Origin of the sequence: uncultured Microbacterium sp. (assembly GCF_963524805.1) — a bacterium.
In the GTDB taxonomy this organism is placed as follows: Bacteria; Actinomycetota; Actinomycetes; order Actinomycetales; family Microbacteriaceae; genus Microbacterium.
In genome coordinates, this window is sequence record NZ_CAURGG010000010.1 from 84,375 (window position 1) to 100,819 (window position 16,445).

Genomic DNA, 16,445 nt, shown 5'->3' on the forward strand with positions numbered 1-16,445 from the left:
GCTGCGCCCGATGAGCGCGGACGCGTACACCCCCCAGAGCGGTGATGCCGGCATCCGCGTCGATCACTACGAGCTGACCCTCGATTACCGGGTCAGCACGAATCGACTCACCGGCACAGCCGTGATCCGAGGTCGGACCGTGCTCCCGACGCGGGCACTGTCGTTCGACCTCGTGGGCCTTCGGGCGTCGAAGGTCACGCTCGCCGGATCCCGGACGACGAGCTTCCACCAGAGCGACCGCAAGCTGCGGATCACGCTGCCGGCGGCGCTTCCGGCAGGGAAGAGCTTCGAAGTGACCGTCGCCTATGCCGGCGCTCCCCGGCCACGACGCTCGCGGTGGGGAACGATCGGCTGGGAGGAGCTCGCCGACGGAGTGCTCACCGCCTCGCAGCCCACGGGGGCGCCGACCTGGTTCCCCTGCAACGACGTGCCGGCGGACAAGCCCACCTCCCGCGTCACCTTCACCACGGACCGCGCCTACACCGTGGTGGCCGGCGGGCTGCGGACGCGGCGCGCCACCCAGGGCGGCAAGACGACCTGGACCTACGAGCAGAACGCACCCACCCCGACGTACCTGATGACATTGCAGGTCGGTCGCTACACCGAGGAGACGGTCGCTCTGGGTGGACCGCGCGGGAGACTGATCTACCCGCCCGCACTCGCCGCGCGGGTGCACTCCGATTTCGCCGACCTGCGGGGCATGGTCGCTGTCTTCGTGGAGCTTTTCGGCCCCTACCCGCTGGACGAGTATGCCGTCGTCGTGACCGCGGACGACCTCGAGATCCCGCTGGAGGCCCAGGGCATCGGGGTCTTCGGCGCCAATCACATCGACGGGTCCGGCAGCCTGGAGAGATTGGTGGCGCACGAACTGGCCCATCAGTGGTTCGGCAACAGCGTCGGCGTGGCGAGATGGCAGGACATCTGGCTCAACGAGGGTTTCGCCTGCTACGCGGAATGGCTCTGGTCGGAGCGGTCCGGCGGTCCCACCGCCGACCAGAAGGCGGTTGCCCACCACGCACGGCTGAGGGCGCTCCCCCAGGACCTCGTGCTCTCGGATCCGGGACCGGACCTGATGTTCGACGACCGCGTCTACAAACGCGGCGCGCTCGCGCTGCACGCCCTGCGCCTCACGCTCGGGGACGACGCGTTCTTCACGCTGCTGCGAACATGGGCGCGGACCTATCGCGCCGCCACGGCGACCACCGCCGACCTGATCGCGCTGGCGGAAGACATGGCGGACGCGCCCATCGCGGCTCTCATGCACGCCTGGCTCGACCTGCCCGCGCTGCCGGCGCTCCCCCGCCCCCCAGCGGGCGTCAGGCGGGATGCCGCTCCCCCGCCGCCGGAACCATCGCTGCACTGAGCACGAAGCCCGGCGGGCCACTCGCGACGGCGGCATCCACCGGGTCGAGGCGACCCGGGATCCGGACAGCTCGCCATCGGGGAGAAGTCCCCGTTCCGACATCTCCCACGACCACGTCGGCAGGGTCGATCGTCAGACCGCGGCCGTCGGCCTTCACGGCTGCCTCGATGAGCGACCAGCCCGCCGTGTCGGGAGGGCTGTGCGGAAGGAACAGCCGGTCCAACGTGTGCAGGGGCTGCGACGCTCCCCCTGCGGGAAGTACCTCGAGGTCGACACCGACCGCGACGGCATCGACGTGCAGGCCGGCTGCCACCGCGACCATCGTGCCCGCGTAGCTGATGCTCACCGCGACCGGTGCGCGTTCCAGCCGGGGTCGGCCATGGTCCCCGCCGCAGCGCTCGCAGAACGTGGAGAGTGTCAGATCCTCGGCGCTGGTCATCTCCTCGATGACCGACACGAGAAGAGCCCGACCGACGAGGAATCGCCGGGCCGCGTCTGCCTGCAGTGCCCGGTACCGGTGCACCTGCGTCGGGCCGAGCCCATGGAGGACCTCGACGGGTGGATCGGTGGATGCCGCGGCGTCGGCCCAGGCGATGCGAAGCGCCGCGAAATGCGTGAACCCACCGGTCATGGCGTCAGCCTACGTTCGCGGCGTGCGCAGAAAGTTCGGCGACGTGCATCCAAAACCACGCCGGTCGGAGAAAGACATCATGGCGGGTGACACGCACCCGGCATCAGAAGGGAAAGTCCAATGAAGCGCATTCTCGTAATCGGATCCGTCGTCGCCCTCTCCGTCTTCGGCTTCAGCGCCAGCGCCAGCGCTGCCCCCGCCGACGCCGCCTGCTTCGGTGGCATTCACAAGATGATCAACACCGAAAGCCTCCTCGGTCTGGACAACGTCGGCCAGGCCGTCAAGGCGCTCGGTGGACAGGGGAAGAACGCCGTCGCGCACGCTGCCTGCGACAGCTGACAGCCCGCCCTCTCGCTTCGGCGGCTCGGAACCCCCGTTCCGAGCCGCCGATTCCGTGTGCGCTGCGTCGCCGCGCCTCTTGACGAACGCCGAGGCGTCCGCACTTAATACAGGCATGCCCGCATCCGACGATGAGGCGGCCGCAGCCGAGCGAGGCGCCGCCTTCCTCGCGATGCACGACGGCCCCGGCTTCGTGATCCCCAACGCGTGGGATGCGGGATCTGCACGCATCCTCGAACAGGTCGGCTTCCCTGCCATCGCCACGACGAGCGCAGGGATCGCGTGGTCGCTCGGCATCCCGGACGGAGGCGAGCTCGGGCTCGAGACGATGTTCGAGAGCCTGCACCGGATCGTCGACGCCGTCGCCGTGCCGGTGAGCGCCGACCTCGAGTCCGGGTACGGTGCGACACCCGCCGAGGTCGGCCGTGTGGTGGCGCGCGTGGTGGAGCTGGGAGTCGTGGGCGCCAACCTCGAGGACGCCATCGACGGCGCACTGCTGGAGATCGACGAAGCCGCGGACCGACTCGCCGCCGCGCGAGCAGCCGCACCCTCCGGCAGCTTCGTCCTGAACGCGCGCACCGACGCCTACTTCGCCGGCGGCGCGGACGACCCGTTCGAGACAACGGTGGAGCGTGCGCTGCGCTACATCGAGGCGGGCGCCGACTGCGTCTTCGTCCCCGGCGTGAACGACACCGACACCATCCGCCGGCTCGCCCAGGCCATCCCCGCTCCGCTGAACATCGTCGCCGGGCTTGCGGCGAACATCGTGGATGCGCCGACGCTGTTCTCGCTGGGCGTGAGAAGGGTCAGCCTCGGAGGAAGCCTCGCCCGGGTCGCCCTGACGGCCCTGCAGCGTGCGGGCGAAGAACTGCGCGCATCGGGCACTCTGGGGTTCCTCGACGGCGCGATCGGGTACGCCGATCTCCAGCGTCGATTCAGTGAGTGACTGACCGGCTCGCGCAGGTCACCACCCCGTGGCGAGCAGGTGCTGCACGGTTACTGCGAAGCAGACCTGGCCCGCCAGCCCCCAGCGCCGCCAGCGATCGGTCAGCAGCGCCGTCCCCAGCAGCAGCCAGGGAATGAAGGGCAGCCAGATCCTCTCGACCTCGGCCTTGCTCATCCCCGAGAGATCTGCGACGAGCACCGTGGCGAGTGCAGCGACGGTCAGCGCGACGGTCACCCGCTCCCCCGCTGACAGCGTCCGCAGCCGTGGCAGCAGGGCGATGGCCGCCGCGGCGCCCGCGCCCACCAGCGGCCCGGCGCTGACGGCGAGCGCGCCGAGGTCGGCCCACACCCAGTAGGCGAAGGGCCGGTTGATGGCAACGCCCGCCCAATACCGGTCCACGAGGACGGGGTACGCCTCCCACCAGGCGAAACCCGCCATCGCGAACGCCAGAACGACGAGCAACGCCGACGCGACCGCCCAGGGCAGGGCGCTCCACCGCCCGGTGAGCAGCAGCACAGTGACAGCGAGCAGTGCGAGCAGCGGCAGGCCGTACGACATCATGACGCACCAGCCGAGTACCAGACCGGATGCCGCGGCCCAGGCCGCCGTGCGGGCGCGCGTGCGCGCGGTGGCCGCGCAGGCGAGCAGGCAGAGACCCCACGCGGCGAACGCCCCGAACACCGCGTCGGCCGAAACCGACATCCAGATCGCCGCCGGGCCGAGCGCGAGGAACGGCGCCGCGCGGCGCGCAGACGCCTCGGCTTCCAGTCGCCGCAGCAGGATCAGCACCGCGACCGAGGTCGTCGCGGCGATGATCGTCACCGTGAGCCCGGCGGCGATCCCGCTGCCGAGCCCGACGCGCGCGAGCAGGACGAAGAACAGCACGGCGCCCGGTGGATGACCGGCGATATGCACGGGCCAGTTCTCGACGGAGTCGAGCGGAATATGGGCGATGTAGCTCCGCAGCAGCGCGCCCACGTCGGTGACCGCGCGCGCCGTCCGCAGATACTCGTACTGCGTGTCGAGGATCACGCCGATGCCGGCGAGCCCGTCCACGGTGGCCAGGCTCAGCATCCACGCGAGGCTCGTGCCGAACGCCGCGAGCAGCAGCATCCTCCACGTCAGCCTGCGGGCGAGGTCCACCCCGAAGACCATGCCCAGCACTGCGAGCGCGATGGCCGCGGGGGTGCCCAGGCCGATGCGCGGCATCCATTCAGCGTGCAACGGCGGAAACCAGCGCACGTGCACGTCGATTCCCAGAACCGCAGGCACGGCGACGGCCAGAGAGATGAGGACGAGCGCCGCGCCGAGTCCGATCCACGGCGCGGCCGAGCGTCCGCTCGTGCGCGCGGAGGTCGCGGCGAAGCGCTCAGTCGTCACAACTCGAGGCTAGGCAGACGGCCACCGCGCGTCCGGAGCAAGATGTTACGGATCTCGAACGTGAAGCGTCCGCGCTTCGTCACATGTGATCAGCTCCTGGCCGGGCACCGGCGACCTAGAGTCTGCACGACGACGGGAACGAGATGCACGTGACGGCGCGGATCCAGCGGATCCTCCACCAGCTCAGGCACACGGTCGGCGCGCCGGCACGCAACCCCCGGATGGCCGTCGTGATCGGGCGGATCCTCGCACTCGCCTTCCTCGTGTGCTTCGCGTCCGGCCTCTACAGTCATCTGCTGCAGGACCCGGTGGCGTGGCTGATCCTGCCCACCCGACCCGTCTGGCTGTACCAGCTGACACAGGGCGTTCACGTCACTGTGGGAATCGCCTGCTTCCCGCTGCTGCTGGCCAAGCTGTACACGATCTTTCCGGAGCTCTTCCAGAGTCCCCCGGTGCGTTCGGCCGCTCACCTGCTCGAGCGCGCATCGATCGCCGTGTTCGTGGCCGCCTCGCTCGTGCTGATCACGACCGGGCTGCTGAACACCTACCAGCTGTACCGCGTGTTCGGCTTCTCGTTCCGCCTCACCCACTATGCGCTGGCGTGGATCGTCGTGGGTTCGCTCGCCATCCACATCGGCGTGAAGCTGCCTGTCATCGCGCGATACTGGCGCAAGCGGGACGCGTACGACGAAGAAGGGTCGGTTCGCGGGGGCGTGCCTGCGGATGCCGGGCTCGATGCTCCCGACGAGCTTCAGCGGCTCACCGGCCGAGCGCCGTCGGCGGGACTGACCGGTCGCATGTTCGCGTGGATCGACCGCAGCCCTGCACCGCTCGACCCGGACGCTGCCGCTGCCACGAGCCGGCGCGGGCTGCTGATCGCGGTCGCCGGCGCGGTCGGCAGCGTCGTGGTGCTCACGGCCGGGCAGTCGTTGCGCCTCCTCGACCCGGTGAACGTGTTCGCGCCGCGCAAGATGGGTGTCGGCGCGCAGGGGCTGCCGGTGAATCGGACGGCTCAGGCCGCCGGCGTGACCGCGACGGCCATCGCGTCCGAGTGGACCCTCACCGTCGTGAACGGAGCCGCCCGTCAGGTCTTCACCCGTGCGCGGCTGTCGGCCCTTCCGCAGTACGACGTCGTCCTGCCCATCGCGTGCGTCGAGGGCTGGAGCCAGGACGCGCCGTGGCGCGGTCCGCGGCTCGTCGATCTGCTGGACGCCGTGGGCGCGCCGCGTGATGCCCACGTGCGCATCACGAGTCTGCAGACGCACGGCAACTTCGGGGTCACGCAGATGCAGCCGGAGTTCGCGCGCGATCCTCTGACGCTCGTCGCGCTGGAGCTCTACGGCGAGGTGCTGGACATCGACCACGGCTACCCCGCGCGCATCATCGCCCCGGGCCGGCCCGGCGTGCTGCAGACCAAATGGCTCGACCGGATCGAGGTGCTCGCATGAGCCGGACCGGGGCAGCCCCCCGCATCGGATGGTCGACCTTCTTCACCCTCGCCGATGTCCGCGCGATCCTGATCGGCGGCGGCATCCTGCTCACCGCTGTGGGGATTCTCGTGCTGATCACCGACATCCCGCCGCGCCAGTATCCGGCGATCGTGGCGTGGCTGGTGCTCGCACTGCTGGTCCATGATGTGCTCATCGTCGGGCTCGTCTTCGCCGTCGCTTTCGCGGGGCGACGAGTGCGCCGAAGCAGACCGGCCGCATCCATCGTCATCGTCCAGTGCGCGCTGGCCGTCGGCGCGATCGTCGCCCTGGTGGTCGTGCCCCAGATCGTGGGAAAGGCCGTCGGCACGGCGAATCCCAGCGTGCTGCCGCTGGATTACGCGGCGAACCTCGCCGTCTTCCTGGTGGCGCTGGCTGTCGTCACGACCGCGGCAGTGGTTCTGCACTCCCGGCTCGCGCGTCGTGGGCGCGAGCGCCGCCTCAGCGGTACTCCGGATTGAAGCCGAACCGCTCGCCGTCGTTCCAGGCGCCGCGCAGGTTTCCGTATGCCGGGATGCCGCCGGCGTCTTTCAGGAGGCGTGCCATGTGCAGGAGGTTCCAGGTCATGAAGGTCGTGTTGCGATTGGTGAAGTCGTTCTCCGGACCGCCCGAGCCCTCGTCGAGGTAGCTCGGCCCCGGACCCACTTCGCCGATCCAGCCCGCGTCGGCTGCGGGCGGGATGGTGAAGCCGACGTGCTGGAGGCTGTAGAGGTTGGCCATCGCCGCATGCTTGACGCCGTCCTCGTTTCCGGTGATGAGCGTGCCGCCCACCTTGCCGTAGTACACGTACTGTCCCTTGTCATTGAACAGACCGCTCATGGCGTAGAGGCGTTCGATGAGACGCCGAGTGACACTGGCGTTGTCACCCAGCCACAGCGGCCCACCGATGACGAGGATGTCCGCCGCGTCGACGAGCGGCCAGATCTCATCGGGCCACGCGTCCTCGGCCCAGCCGTGCTCCCTCATGTCGGGGTAGACCCCCGTCGCGACGTCATGGTCGATGAGCCGGACCGAGGTGACCTCCACGCCCTGGGATCTCATGAGGGCGATGCTGCGATCCATCAGCCCCTGGGTGTTGCTCACCTCCGGCGACCGCTTGAGGGTGCAGTTGATGTAGACGGCGACCAGGTCACTGTGGTCGACAGATGTGTCAGTCATGATTTCTCCGATCGGTGGGTGGTGCGGGCAGCGGGCCGTCTGCGCCGCAGCACGACGAAGCGACGCGCTCCCGCGGCCCAGGCGTCGTCGACGGCAAGTCCTCTGCCTGCTGCCAGACGAGCGAGCGCGGCGGAACCGACGCGCGCCCAGGGGAACGGTGCGCTCTCCCTGCCCCCGTGACCCACGGCCGTGTACTCGGCGCAGTCGAAAAGATCCGGGTCGGCGTCCACTTCCACGACGATGCGGCCGTCCTCGGCGATGAGCTCCGCGCAGCGGGCAAGAAGGGCGTCCGGGTCGCCGCCGATGCCGATGTTCCCGTCCATCAGGAGCGCGGTGCCCCACAGGCCCTCGAGGGGCAGCCGATCGAACACCGACCGCCGCAGCACGGGGGTGCCGCCCGCGCCGGCGAGGGCCGCCGCGTGGGCCGACACGTCGATGCCGAGCGCGGCGAGCGAGTGCGCCTCTGCAGCCCGCACCATGCGACCCGGTCCGCACCCGATGTCCAGCAGAGGGCCCTGGACGCGCGCCAGCACTCCGAGGTCGATCTCGCTCGCCGGGGACCACCAGTCGGCGACATCCATCTCGACCGAGCCGCCCGGGTCATCGATCCTTCGGAGGGCGAGCGCGGTGCCGCCGCCCCCGCCGAGGACCAGCGCGTACGGCTCCTCGCCACCGGCTCCGAACGAGACGACGGTGCTCATGCCCTCACCTGCGACCCCGCGGACGCCGTGGCCACCGCGCGGGCGAAACCCGAAGCGGGCAGCTGCGCTGCGACGGCACGGGCGTCATCGGCGAGATCGACGTCCCGCAGCGTGCGAAGCAGTTCGACGCTCATCCCCGCCCGGGCGAGGGCGGCGAGTTGGCGTGCCCCGGTGTCCGGCTGCGACATCGGCACACCGCGGATCACGTCGCCACGGGGCCGGCTCATGCCCAGCGCCCAGAAGCCGCCGTCGGCGGCGATCCCGACGATCGCGTCGGCACGGTCGGGCCATCGCAGGTCGGCAGCCCGCACCTGGGGGGTGTCCATGCCGATCAGCAGCGTGGGCTCATCGAGCAGGTCGAAGATCGCCGCGAGCCGCTCCGCGAGCGAGCCTTCCGGCTGCGGGATGACGTCGAAGCCGGCGTGCGGGATCCCGGCGGCCCGGCCCTGCAGGTAGAGGATGCGGCGCTGTGCCGGCACTTCGCGCGCGGCATCCAGCGTCTGGGCGAGACTCGCGGCCGCGATGGCCGCGGCCGCCTCGAGCGAGAACGGCGGATGCAGGCGCGTCTTCACCCGGCCGGGAATGCATTCCTTGGCGATGACGACGAGGGCGCTCATGCCCGGGCTTCCCGCAGGATCCGGCCCATGTCGTAGACCGCCGTCGCGGTGCCGCGCACCGTGCCGGTGACCTTCGACCGGCCCACGCGTGGCGCGTAGGGGACGTCGATCTCGGCGATGCGCCATCCGGCCGCAGCAGCGCGCAGGACCATCTCCAGCGGGTATCCGCTGCGCCGATCGCGCAGCTCCAGCCCTCGGAGCGCCTCCGTGCGTGCCACGCGCATGGGCCCGAGGTCGGTGACGCGCACCCCGGCGACGCGGGAGATGCGGCCGGACAACCACCCATTGGCGGCGCGCGCGTGCATCGGCCACGCCGATCGATGGGTGGGGACCCGGCGACCGAGCACGAGGTCGGCGCGGTCGAGCAGACCCACCAGCCGCGGCAGTTCCGCGGGATCGAGCGAGGCGTCGGCGTCGCAGATCGCGACGATCGGCGCGGTGGCGGCATCCACCCCCGCGGCCACCGCGGCCCCGAAACCCCGCGCGTGCTCCGCGATCACGGTCGCCCCCGCGGCCCGCGCCACCTCGGCCGACCCGTCGACGGAGCCGTTGTCCACGACGATCGCGCGGTAGCCCCTCGGCACACGCGACAGGACCCAGGGCAGCGCCTTCGCCTCGTTGAGACAGGGGAGCACGAGATCGACCTGGGCCATGCTCCGACGGTAGGCGCGCGGCCGCGCGGGGTCGTCGGCCAAGTCTTACGGAACACGAACAGGTGACGGTCCGGCCGATCGGGCCGCCGCTGTCAGGCGTAGCCTGAGGGCGTGATCCCGGAACCCGCGCGCACGCTGGGCAATGAGGACCTCATCGACCGCCGGGTCCTGGTCGTGGACGACGACCCGACCGTGTCGGAGGTCGTCGCCGAGTACCTGCGTTCGGCGGGATTCGTGGTCGACCGTGTCTCGGACGGCTTCGCGGCGATCGAGGCGGAGCGCGCGATCGCCCCCGATCTCATCGTCCTCGACAGGATGCTTCCGGGGATCGACGGTATCGAAGCATGCCGGCGGATCCGGCTGGTCAGCGCGACGCCGATCATCCTGCTCACTGCGCTCGGAAGCGAAGAGGACCGCATCCGCGGGCTCGAAGCGGGTGCCGACGACTATCTCACGAAGCCCTTCTCGCCCCGCGAGCTCGTGCTGCGGGTGCAGTCGATCCTGCGCCGGTCGCTGACCGATCTCGCCCCCGAATCGCCGCTGGATCGCGGGCCCTTCCACGTCGATCCGGCGGCCCGTGTGGCTCTGCTGCACGGCAGGCTCCTCAACCTGACCGTGCGTGAGTTCGACCTGCTCGCGTTCTTCGTCAAGCACCCCCGTCAGGCGTTCAGCCGGGAGGAGCTGCTCTCGACGGTGTGGGGATGGACGCACGGCGATCTGTCGACGGTGACCGTGCACGTGCGCCGGCTGCGCGAGAAGATCGAAGCCGATCCCACCCGACCGACGCTGCTGACGACAGTGTGGGGCATCGGCTACCGCATCGACATCGAGGAGACCGCAGATGAGCTGGCCTGATCTGGCGCAGGTGGCAGGGCTCACCCTGGCGATCACCCTCGCCGTCGGAGGCACGGCGATGCTGCTCCTGTGGGCGCTGCGCCGGTCCTCCCTGATCGTCCAGGTGCTGATCCTCGTGGCGGCCGCGCTCATGTCGGTCGTGCTCAGCATCATCGGCGCGTCGTCGCTCATGTACATCTCCGAGCATGACCTCACCGTTGCGCTCAACGTCGCCGCGATCTCGAGCGTGGTCTCGCTCGCTCTGGCGGCCACCCTCGGCACCGTGGTGGTGCGCAATGCGCGCTCCCTGTCGCGGGCGGCGCGCCTCATCGGCGCGGGAGAACGCGTGGATGCCGTCGGCCGGCAGTCCGGGGCGGAGCTGACGGCTCTCGCCCGGGAGCTCGTGGCGACCAGCGCCAAGCTCGCCGAGTCCAAGGACCGCGAGCGCAGGATCGAGGAGTCCCGGCGCGAGCTGGTCGCCTGGATCGCACACGACCTGCGCACGCCGCTCGCCGGCATCATGTCCATGGCCGAGGCACTCGAGGACGAGGTCGCGGGCGACCCGCAGCGCTACCACCGGCAGATGCGCGAACAGGTCTCCCGCCTGTCCGCGATGGTCGACGACCTGTTCGAGCTGTCGAAGATCGACTCCGGGGCGCTGCGACTGCGGCTCGAGGAGATCTCGCTGTACGACGTCATCTCCGACTCCGTCGCCGACCTTCGGCCCATCTCCCAGGGGCGCGACATCCGCATCGAATCGGATCTGGGCGGCGAGGTGTTCGTGCGTGCCGATCCCCGCGAGTTGTCGCGTGCCGTCAGCAACCTCCTCCTGAACGCGATCCAGCACACACCGCCGGGCACCCCGATCACGGTGTCGGCGTCCGTCGTCGACGGCCGCGCATCGATCGCGGTGATCGATGCCGGCGGGGGGATCGACGAGGAGGACCTGATCCGCGTCTTCGACCCGGGATGGCGCGGCGAAGCCGCACGCACGCCCCAGCCCGCTTCGCCCAGCACGACCCACCCGTCCCGGTCGAGCGGGGCCGGCCTGGGGCTTGCCATCGTGCGCGGGATCGCCGCCGCCCACCAGGGCGAGGTCACCGTCCGCAACGTTCCGGGCGGGTGCCGCTTCGATCTGATTCTGCCGCGGGCGAGCGAGCCCGAGACGTCCTTCGCCTGAGTCAGTCGCGCAGCGCCGCCGTGGCGAATTCGCGGATGCCGCTGCCCAGATCGACGTGCGGCGCCCAGCCCAGTTCCGCCCGAGCTCGGGCGGACGACGCCGTGATGTGTCGCACGTCCCCGGCCCGGAACTCTCCGGTGACCACGGGCGCCGGACCCTCGTGCGCCAGACTCAGCTGCGTCGCCACATCGAGGATCGTCGAGACCGTCCCCGACCCGATGTTGAACGCCCGGGCGACGGCAGGGGGCGCCGCCGCCGTCCATGCCAGAGCGGCGATGTTCGCCGCCGCCACGTCATCGACGTGCACGAAGTCCCGGCGCTGACCCCCGTCTTCGAACACGCGCGGCCGGTCGCCGCGCTCGAGCGCAGAACGGAAGATCGCGGCCACCCCGGCATACGGGGTGTCCCGCGGCATGCCGGGTCCGTAGACGTTGTGATAGCGGAGCATCGCGACGGACCCGCCGGTCTCGGCGGCCCAGACCCCCGCGAGGTGCTCCTGCGCGACCTTGCTCGCCGCATAGACGCTGCGAGGGTCCAGCGGCGCGTCCTCGTCGGTGAGGGCGGGCGAGAGGAATCCGCCCGTCACGCGGTCGCGCGGCTCGAACCGGCCGGCTCGCAGATCGTCCTGGCGGCGCGCCGCGGGCAGGGCGTCGCCGTCCGGACCCACGTACCGCCCTTCCCCGTAGACGACCATGGACGAGGCCAGGACGAGCCGGCCGACGCCGGCGCGCGCCATCGCAGCGAGCACGACGGCGGTGCCGAGCGCATTCGCCGCGATGTAGTCCGGGGCATCGGAGAAGTCGACGCCCATGCCGACTTTGGCGGCCTGATGACAGACCACGTCCACACCGGCCAGGCATCCGTGCACGGCCTGCCCGTCGCTCACATCGCCGCGCACGAGCTCGACTCCGGCAGGCACGTCCGGCGGCCGGGCGTGGACGTCGGGCGTCAGGGAATCCAGGATCCGGACATCCCAGCCCTCGCGCAGGGCGTGGAGGACGACGCGCGATCCGATGAAACCCGCGCCTCCCGTGACGAGAACCCGGCTCATCGCACCGGAGCCCGCAGGACCTGCTCGATCGCGTCGCGATCCAGCAGGTCGCGGCCCAGGTAGTCCGCCGGAACCGCGGCGACGATGCGCGCGACGGCCGAGACGAGACGAGGTCGGGCCTCCGCAAGGACGGCGAACACCGCCTCTGCGGTGACGGCGTCCTCGGCGGACTCGCCGCTGTCCAGGTCGGTGACCAGGCACAGCGCCACCGTGTCGATCCCCAGCTCCGCCGCCAGGGCCACCTCGGGATACAGCGTCATGTTCACCACGTCGATCCCGTTCGCGCGGTTGATCTCGGATTCGGCGCGAGTGGAGAAGCGCGGCCCCTGCACGACGAGCACCGTGGCACCGTCGACGGCCTCCGGACAGGCCGCCAGCGCCTGTGTCCGCAGTCGACCGCCGAACGGGTCGGCGAAGGGAAGATGCCGGACCACCGCGCCGTCGAAGAACGTATCGGCGCGTCCGTGCGTGCGATCGACGAGCTGGTCGGCGATGCAGATCGTGCCGACCGTCAGGGCGGCATGGAGCGAGCCCACCGCCGCCGTGGAGATCAGCGCACGGACGCCGAGGCTCGCGAGCGCCCAGATGGTCGCACGCGCATCGATCCGGTGGGGAGGCACGGAGTGGTCGCGTCCGTGACGCGGAAGGAACACCACTTCCCGGCCCCCGATGCGGCCGATCGTCACCTCGACACGCGTGCCATAGGGCGTGTCGATGCGCCGCTCGAGACCGTCTTCGAACAGCTCGTACAGACCCGAGCCGCCGATGACGGCAACCGTGAGGGGGCCGTGATGATCTGTGCGCACCCATCCACCCTGTCAGCGGCTGCGCAAGCGGGCGCGGACCGGTCCTTACGTGTTGGTGACGTTCGGCCGGGGATGCCGACGGAGGCTCTGGCCGCCTCGCGAAGTGCGTCGCATGGGTGAGGATGGAACAGCCACGACACGAAGGGCGGAACGAGTGAGCGTACGAGTCATCCACGCCGGTCTCGGCGGGTGGGGCGGCAATTGGGCCCGCACCGCCATCCCGGCCGTGCCCGAGGTCGACGTGGTCGCCGTGGTCGATCCGCACCCGGAGACGCTCCAGAGCGTGACGGCGGCGATCGGTGTGCCCGAAGCACGCGCATTCGGCGCCCTGGACGCCGCGCTGGCGGCTGTCGAGGCCGACGCTGTCATCATCACGTCTCCGGTGGCCACCCATGTCCCGCTCGCCCTGATGGCCCTGGATGCGGGCAGGCACGTGCTCGTCGAGAAGCCGCTCGCCGGCACTGTCGAGGAGGCTCTTCTCGCCGTCGTCCGGGCGGAGGAGAAAGGGCTCACACTGCAGGTCAGTCAGAACTATCGCAACTATCCCGCGCCGCACGTCGTCCGGGATCTGCTGACGGACGGCACGCTGGGCGAACTGTCCGCGATCAACATCGACTTCCGCCGGTGGGACAACGACGCCCCCCGGGCGACCCATCGCCACTACGCCTTCCCGCATCCGCTCATCGGCGACATGGCGATCCACCACTTCGATCTGCTGCGGATGATCACCGGCCGGGAGGCGGCGACGGTCTTCGCAAAGGTCGGCGATCCGTCCTTCAGCAAGTACGACGAGGAGGCATCCGCGGTCATCACGGTGGAGATGTCGGACGGCCTGGTCGTCAGCTACCGCGGCAGCTGGATCAGCCGCGGCCTCGAGACCGCCTGGGCGGGCGAGTGGAGCATCCAAGGCGAGGAGGGCGAGCTGTTCTTCACCTCCCGGTCCGGCGGGGAGGTAGAGGACGCGTCCGGAGACCTCGTGACCCTGAGACGGCCCGGTCAGCGCCGACCGAAGCGGATCGCCCTCCCCGACGCCGATCTCTACGACCGTGCGGCCGGCTTGCGGATCTTCGCGCGTGCGATCCAGGGCGGCCCTGCGCCGGAGAGCACCGGCCGCGACAACCTGGGCAGCCTCGCCCTGATGGAGGCCGCTGCACGCTCGGCGGCCAGCGGCCGGGTCGAGACCGTGCACCACCCCTGACCCTTCGAGAGGATCGAGATCCCATGACTGCTTCGCCCCTGCGCATCCTCGTCTGGAACGAGAACATCCACGAGACGCGCGGCGACCAGAAGACCCTGACCCACTACCCGGCCGGCATCCACACCACGATCGCAGAGGGACTGCGGCGGCACTTCGGCGCCGGTGCGGACGTGTCCACCGCCACCCTGCAGGATGCCGAGCACGGCCTCTCGCAAGAGGTGCTCGATCGCACCGACGTCCTGCTGTGGTGGGCCCATGCCGGCCATGACCAGGTCGAGGATGCCGTGGTCGACCGGGTGCATCAGGCGGTCCTGTCCGGCATGGGCATCCTCGTGCTGCACTCGGGCCACTACTCGAAGATCTTCACGCGGCTCATGGGCACGACGTGCTCACTGAAATGGCGCAATGACGGAGAGCGGGAGCTCGTCTGGACGGTCGCGCCGCGGCATCCGATCGCCGAAGGCGTGCCCCACCCGATCCACATCGCGCAGCAGGAGATGTACGGCGAGTACTTCGACATCCCGGCTCCGGACGAGACGGTGTTCCTGTCCACCTTCGAGGGCGGCGAGGTGTTCCGCTCGGGCGTGACGTATACCCGTGGGCTCGGGCGCGTCTTCTACTTCTCCCCCGGCGACCAGGACTTCCCGGTGTACCACCACCCCGACGTGCAGCGCGTGCTGGCCAACGGTGCGCGGTGGGCGGCCGCCGATCGCGAGCGGCACGCCTTCACCGCGGAATACCACTCCACCGGGTGGTTCGCTCAGTGACGGGGCCTCAGGCGACGGCAGGTGCGATCGTCTTGCGCATCACGGTCTTGCTCTTCCCGATGTGACGCTCGAAGGTGAAGCCGGCCTTCTCGAACATCGCCCTGGTGCCGTTGTGCAGGAATGACGACGAGGTCCGCTTGCCCTCGGCGAGCTCGTTGGGAAACGAGACGACCTCGCCGCCGCCGGCTTGCGCGATCAGGTCGAGTGCGCCGTCCAGCGCCTCCCGGGCCACCCCCGACCGTCGGTGGTCGCGGTCGACGAAGAAGCAGGTGATGCGCCACGGTGCGAGTGAGGTTTCGCCCGCGTCGTACTGCTTCCGGTGGTAGATGTTGGGCAGTTCGGCCGGGCTGCCGTACTCGCACCAGGCGATCGCATCGTCGCCGTCGAACACGAGCGCCGCATGCGCGACGCCCTCCGCCACGAGCCGCTGCTTGAATGCAGGACCGTCGTACTCGCGCTTCACGGTGTGCTCGGTGTCGCCGTGGAAGTAGGAGCAGTAGCACCCGCCCCACACGCCGTTGTGCTTCTGGGCGAGGGCCAGCCACGCCGCGAAGGTCTCGGCATCCAGTGGCTTGATGACGTGCGAAGTCGCAGGCGCGTCAGGTGACTCGTCGATGTCGTCACGGGCCATGTGGGCCTCCTCACCTCGGTGTCGCCAGTCTCTCAACCGGCTCCGACATCGGACAAGCACGTTCGCCAGCGACGTCGACGCCTTTCACCGAGCACTCCTCGGGCGGCGTCAGGCGGAGGAGTCCACACGCTCGAGGAACGCGAGCACGCGCGTCATCAGAACGTCGGTCGCTCGGGCGTCGTAAGAGGGCAGCGAGTCGTCCTCGAACAGGTGCTCGTCGCCCGGGTAGAGGAACAGCTCCGCATCAGGAACCGTGGCGACGATCTCGCGTGCGGCATCCAGGTCGCCCTCTCCCGCGAAGTACCTGTCCGCCTCTGCGCCGTGGATCTGCACGGGAACTCCTTCGGGCCATGCGCCGAACGCCCACTCGCCCGTCAGCGGGATGGCCGCTTCCAGCAGAACAGCGCCCCGAGCGCCTTTCCTCTGCTGGGCGAGCCGCTGCGCGTGCATGACGCCGGACGAGATGCCGAGGTAGACCACGCCCGCCGGAAGCTTCGCCGCTTCCTCTTCGGCACGGGCGTCCCCGTCCACCGCACCGCTCTGTGCGAAGGCGGCACCCTCATCGATCGTGTCGAAGATGCGCCCGTCGTACAGGTCGGGGGTGTGCACATCATGTCCAGCGGTGCGCAGCACGTCGGCGAGCTTGCGTACTCCGGAGGTCAACCCTTGAATGTGATGGAACATCAGAACTGTCGCCATGTCG

General features: G+C 70.2%; 19 protein-coding genes. 9 read left to right on the forward strand and 10 right to left on the reverse strand.

Annotated elements, in window-relative coordinates; genetic code table 11:
- The first annotated feature begins 10 nt into the window (after nucleotides 1-10).
- Nucleotides 11-1,363 carry a M1 family metallopeptidase gene (locus tag RWQ91_RS15660; RefSeq protein ID WP_314507935.1) on the forward strand — a complete coding sequence of 451 codons (1,353 nt, stop codon included), beginning with the start codon at nucleotides 11-13 and terminating at the stop codon, nucleotides 1,361-1,363.
- On the opposite strand, the gene RWQ91_RS15665 is transcribed toward RWQ91_RS15660, so the two are convergent.
- On the reverse strand, nucleotides 1,317-1,994 hold the full coding sequence (locus RWQ91_RS15665) for a hypothetical protein (protein WP_314507938.1): 678 nt from the start codon (nucleotides 1,992-1,994) through the stop codon (nucleotides 1,317-1,319). The genes RWQ91_RS15660 and RWQ91_RS15665 overlap by 47 nt on opposite strands.
- 120 nt (nucleotides 1,995-2,114) lie before the next feature.
- Here RWQ91_RS15665 and RWQ91_RS15670 point away from each other — a divergent pair, with 120 nt between their 5' ends.
- Both RWQ91_RS15670 and RWQ91_RS15675 read left to right on the forward strand, forming a co-directional pair.
- Nucleotides 2,115-2,333, forward strand: coding sequence for a hypothetical protein (locus tag RWQ91_RS15670; protein WP_314507940.1), 219 nt, complete (start codon nucleotides 2,115-2,117; stop codon nucleotides 2,331-2,333).
- Between the two features lie 115 nt (nucleotides 2,334-2,448).
- Entirely contained in the window at nucleotides 2,449-3,279 is an 831-nt protein-coding gene (locus RWQ91_RS15675; RefSeq protein ID WP_314507943.1) for an isocitrate lyase/phosphoenolpyruvate mutase family protein, read from the forward strand.
- 18 nt (nucleotides 3,280-3,297) lie between these two features.
- Here the strand turns inward: RWQ91_RS15675 and RWQ91_RS15680 are convergent, their stop codons facing one another.
- Nucleotides 3,298-4,659: a hypothetical protein gene (locus RWQ91_RS15680; RefSeq protein WP_314507944.1), complete on the reverse strand. Its 1,362-nt coding sequence runs from the start codon at nucleotides 4,657-4,659 to the stop codon at nucleotides 3,298-3,300.
- A 149-nt stretch (nucleotides 4,660-4,808) separates the two neighbouring features.
- Between RWQ91_RS15680 and RWQ91_RS15685 the strand changes: the two genes are divergently transcribed.
- Both RWQ91_RS15685 and RWQ91_RS15690 read left to right on the forward strand, forming a co-directional pair.
- Nucleotides 4,809-6,107, forward strand: a complete 1,299-nt coding sequence (locus RWQ91_RS15685) for a molybdopterin-dependent oxidoreductase (RefSeq protein ID WP_314507947.1) — start codon at nucleotides 4,809-4,811, stop codon at nucleotides 6,105-6,107.
- Entirely contained in the window at nucleotides 6,104-6,607 is a 504-nt protein-coding gene (locus tag RWQ91_RS15690) for a hypothetical protein (protein ID WP_314507950.1), read from the forward strand. Before RWQ91_RS15685 ends, RWQ91_RS15690 begins: the two co-directional genes overlap by 4 nt.
- On the opposite strand, the gene RWQ91_RS15695 is transcribed toward RWQ91_RS15690, so the two are convergent.
- From RWQ91_RS15695 to RWQ91_RS15710, 4 genes are read right to left on the reverse strand one after another with little or no spacing between them, the layout of a single operon-like run.
- Nucleotides 6,588-7,304, reverse strand: a complete 717-nt coding sequence (locus tag RWQ91_RS15695; protein WP_314507952.1) for an NAD(P)H-dependent oxidoreductase — start codon at nucleotides 7,302-7,304, stop codon at nucleotides 6,588-6,590. The genes RWQ91_RS15690 and RWQ91_RS15695 overlap by 20 nt on opposite strands.
- Nucleotides 7,301-8,005, reverse strand: coding sequence for a methyltransferase domain-containing protein (locus tag RWQ91_RS15700; protein ID WP_314507954.1), 705 nt, complete (start codon nucleotides 8,003-8,005; stop codon nucleotides 7,301-7,303). The genes RWQ91_RS15695 and RWQ91_RS15700 overlap by 4 nt, the downstream gene beginning before the upstream one ends.
- Nucleotides 8,002-8,622: a DUF2064 domain-containing protein gene (locus tag RWQ91_RS15705; RefSeq protein ID WP_314507957.1), complete on the reverse strand. Its 621-nt coding sequence runs from the start codon at nucleotides 8,620-8,622 to the stop codon at nucleotides 8,002-8,004. Before RWQ91_RS15705 ends, RWQ91_RS15700 begins: the two co-directional genes overlap by 4 nt.
- Nucleotides 8,619-9,275, reverse strand: coding sequence for a glycosyltransferase family 2 protein (locus tag RWQ91_RS15710; RefSeq protein WP_314507959.1), 657 nt, complete (start codon nucleotides 9,273-9,275; stop codon nucleotides 8,619-8,621). Before RWQ91_RS15710 ends, RWQ91_RS15705 begins: the two co-directional genes overlap by 4 nt.
- Before the next feature lie 114 nt (nucleotides 9,276-9,389).
- Between RWQ91_RS15710 and RWQ91_RS15715 the strand changes: the two genes are divergently transcribed.
- Nucleotides 9,390-10,130: a response regulator transcription factor gene (locus tag RWQ91_RS15715; RefSeq protein ID WP_314508043.1), complete on the forward strand. Its 741-nt coding sequence runs from the start codon at nucleotides 9,390-9,392 to the stop codon at nucleotides 10,128-10,130.
- The gene (locus RWQ91_RS15720; protein ID WP_314507961.1) at nucleotides 10,117-11,289 is read left to right on the forward strand and encodes a HAMP domain-containing sensor histidine kinase; all 1,173 of its coding nucleotides are present in this window, start codon (nucleotides 10,117-10,119) and stop codon (nucleotides 11,287-11,289) included. Before RWQ91_RS15715 ends, RWQ91_RS15720 begins: the two co-directional genes overlap by 14 nt.
- 1 nt (nucleotide 11,290) lies before the next feature.
- Here the strand turns inward: RWQ91_RS15720 and RWQ91_RS15725 are convergent, their stop codons facing one another.
- Complete coding sequence (locus RWQ91_RS15725) at nucleotides 11,291-12,340, reverse strand: NAD-dependent epimerase/dehydratase family protein (protein ID WP_314507964.1); 1,050 nt, start codon at nucleotides 12,338-12,340, stop codon at nucleotides 11,291-11,293.
- On the reverse strand, nucleotides 12,337-13,146 hold the full coding sequence (locus RWQ91_RS15730; protein ID WP_314507967.1) for an MTAP family purine nucleoside phosphorylase: 810 nt from the start codon (nucleotides 13,144-13,146) through the stop codon (nucleotides 12,337-12,339). The genes RWQ91_RS15725 and RWQ91_RS15730 overlap by 4 nt, the downstream gene beginning before the upstream one ends.
- Before the next feature lie 154 nt (nucleotides 13,147-13,300).
- Here RWQ91_RS15730 and RWQ91_RS15735 point away from each other — a divergent pair, with 154 nt between their 5' ends.
- Together RWQ91_RS15735 and RWQ91_RS15740 are read left to right on the forward strand one after the other, a co-directional pair.
- Nucleotides 13,301-14,344, forward strand: coding sequence for a Gfo/Idh/MocA family oxidoreductase (locus RWQ91_RS15735; protein WP_314507970.1), 1,044 nt, complete (start codon nucleotides 13,301-13,303; stop codon nucleotides 14,342-14,344).
- A 23-nt stretch (nucleotides 14,345-14,367) separates the two neighbouring features.
- The gene (locus RWQ91_RS15740; RefSeq protein ID WP_314507973.1) at nucleotides 14,368-15,111 is read left to right on the forward strand and encodes a ThuA domain-containing protein; all 744 of its coding nucleotides are present in this window, start codon (nucleotides 14,368-14,370) and stop codon (nucleotides 15,109-15,111) included.
- A gap of 7 nt (nucleotides 15,112-15,118) precedes the next feature.
- Here the strand turns inward: RWQ91_RS15740 and RWQ91_RS15745 are convergent, their stop codons facing one another.
- Complete coding sequence (locus RWQ91_RS15745) at nucleotides 15,119-15,742, reverse strand: GNAT family N-acetyltransferase (protein WP_314507976.1); 624 nt, start codon at nucleotides 15,740-15,742, stop codon at nucleotides 15,119-15,121.
- Nucleotides 15,743-15,850: 108 nt separating this feature from the next.
- Complete coding sequence (locus RWQ91_RS15750) at nucleotides 15,851-16,441, reverse strand: dienelactone hydrolase family protein (RefSeq protein ID WP_314507978.1); 591 nt, start codon at nucleotides 16,439-16,441, stop codon at nucleotides 15,851-15,853.
- Nucleotides 16,442-16,445: the final 4 nt, after the last annotated feature.

Coding starts and splice junctions, on each gene's coding strand:
- RWQ91_RS15660 (WP_314507935.1), top strand. CDS start 11: ATGAGCGCGGACGCGTACACCCCCCAGAGCGGTGATGCCGGCATCCGC.
- RWQ91_RS15665 (WP_314507938.1), bottom strand. CDS start 1,994: ATGACCGGTGGGTTCACGCATTTCGCGGCGCTTCGCATCGCCTGGGCC.
- RWQ91_RS15670 (WP_314507940.1), top strand. CDS start 2,115: ATGAAGCGCATTCTCGTAATCGGATCCGTCGTCGCCCTCTCCGTCTTC.
- RWQ91_RS15675 (WP_314507943.1), top strand. CDS start 2,449: ATGCCCGCATCCGACGATGAGGCGGCCGCAGCCGAGCGAGGCGCCGCC.
- RWQ91_RS15690 (WP_314507950.1), top strand. CDS start 6,104: ATGAGCCGGACCGGGGCAGCCCCCCGCATCGGATGGTCGACCTTCTTC.
- RWQ91_RS15695 (WP_314507952.1), bottom strand. CDS start 7,304: ATGACTGACACATCTGTCGACCACAGTGACCTGGTCGCCGTCTACATC.
- RWQ91_RS15700 (WP_314507954.1), bottom strand. CDS start 8,005: ATGAGCACCGTCGTCTCGTTCGGAGCCGGTGGCGAGGAGCCGTACGCG.
- RWQ91_RS15705 (WP_314507957.1), bottom strand. CDS start 8,622: ATGAGCGCCCTCGTCGTCATCGCCAAGGAATGCATTCCCGGCCGGGTG.
- RWQ91_RS15710 (WP_314507959.1), bottom strand. CDS start 9,275: ATGGCCCAGGTCGATCTCGTGCTCCCCTGTCTCAACGAGGCGAAGGCG.
- RWQ91_RS15720 (WP_314507961.1), top strand. CDS start 10,117: ATGAGCTGGCCTGATCTGGCGCAGGTGGCAGGGCTCACCCTGGCGATC.
- RWQ91_RS15725 (WP_314507964.1), bottom strand. CDS start 12,340: ATGAGCCGGGTTCTCGTCACGGGAGGCGCGGGTTTCATCGGATCGCGC.
- RWQ91_RS15740 (WP_314507973.1), top strand. CDS start 14,368: ATGACTGCTTCGCCCCTGCGCATCCTCGTCTGGAACGAGAACATCCAC.
- RWQ91_RS15745 (WP_314507976.1), bottom strand. CDS start 15,742: ATGGCCCGTGACGACATCGACGAGTCACCTGACGCGCCTGCGACTTCG.
- RWQ91_RS15750 (WP_314507978.1), bottom strand. CDS start 16,441: ATGGCGACAGTTCTGATGTTCCATCACATTCAAGGGTTGACCTCCGGA.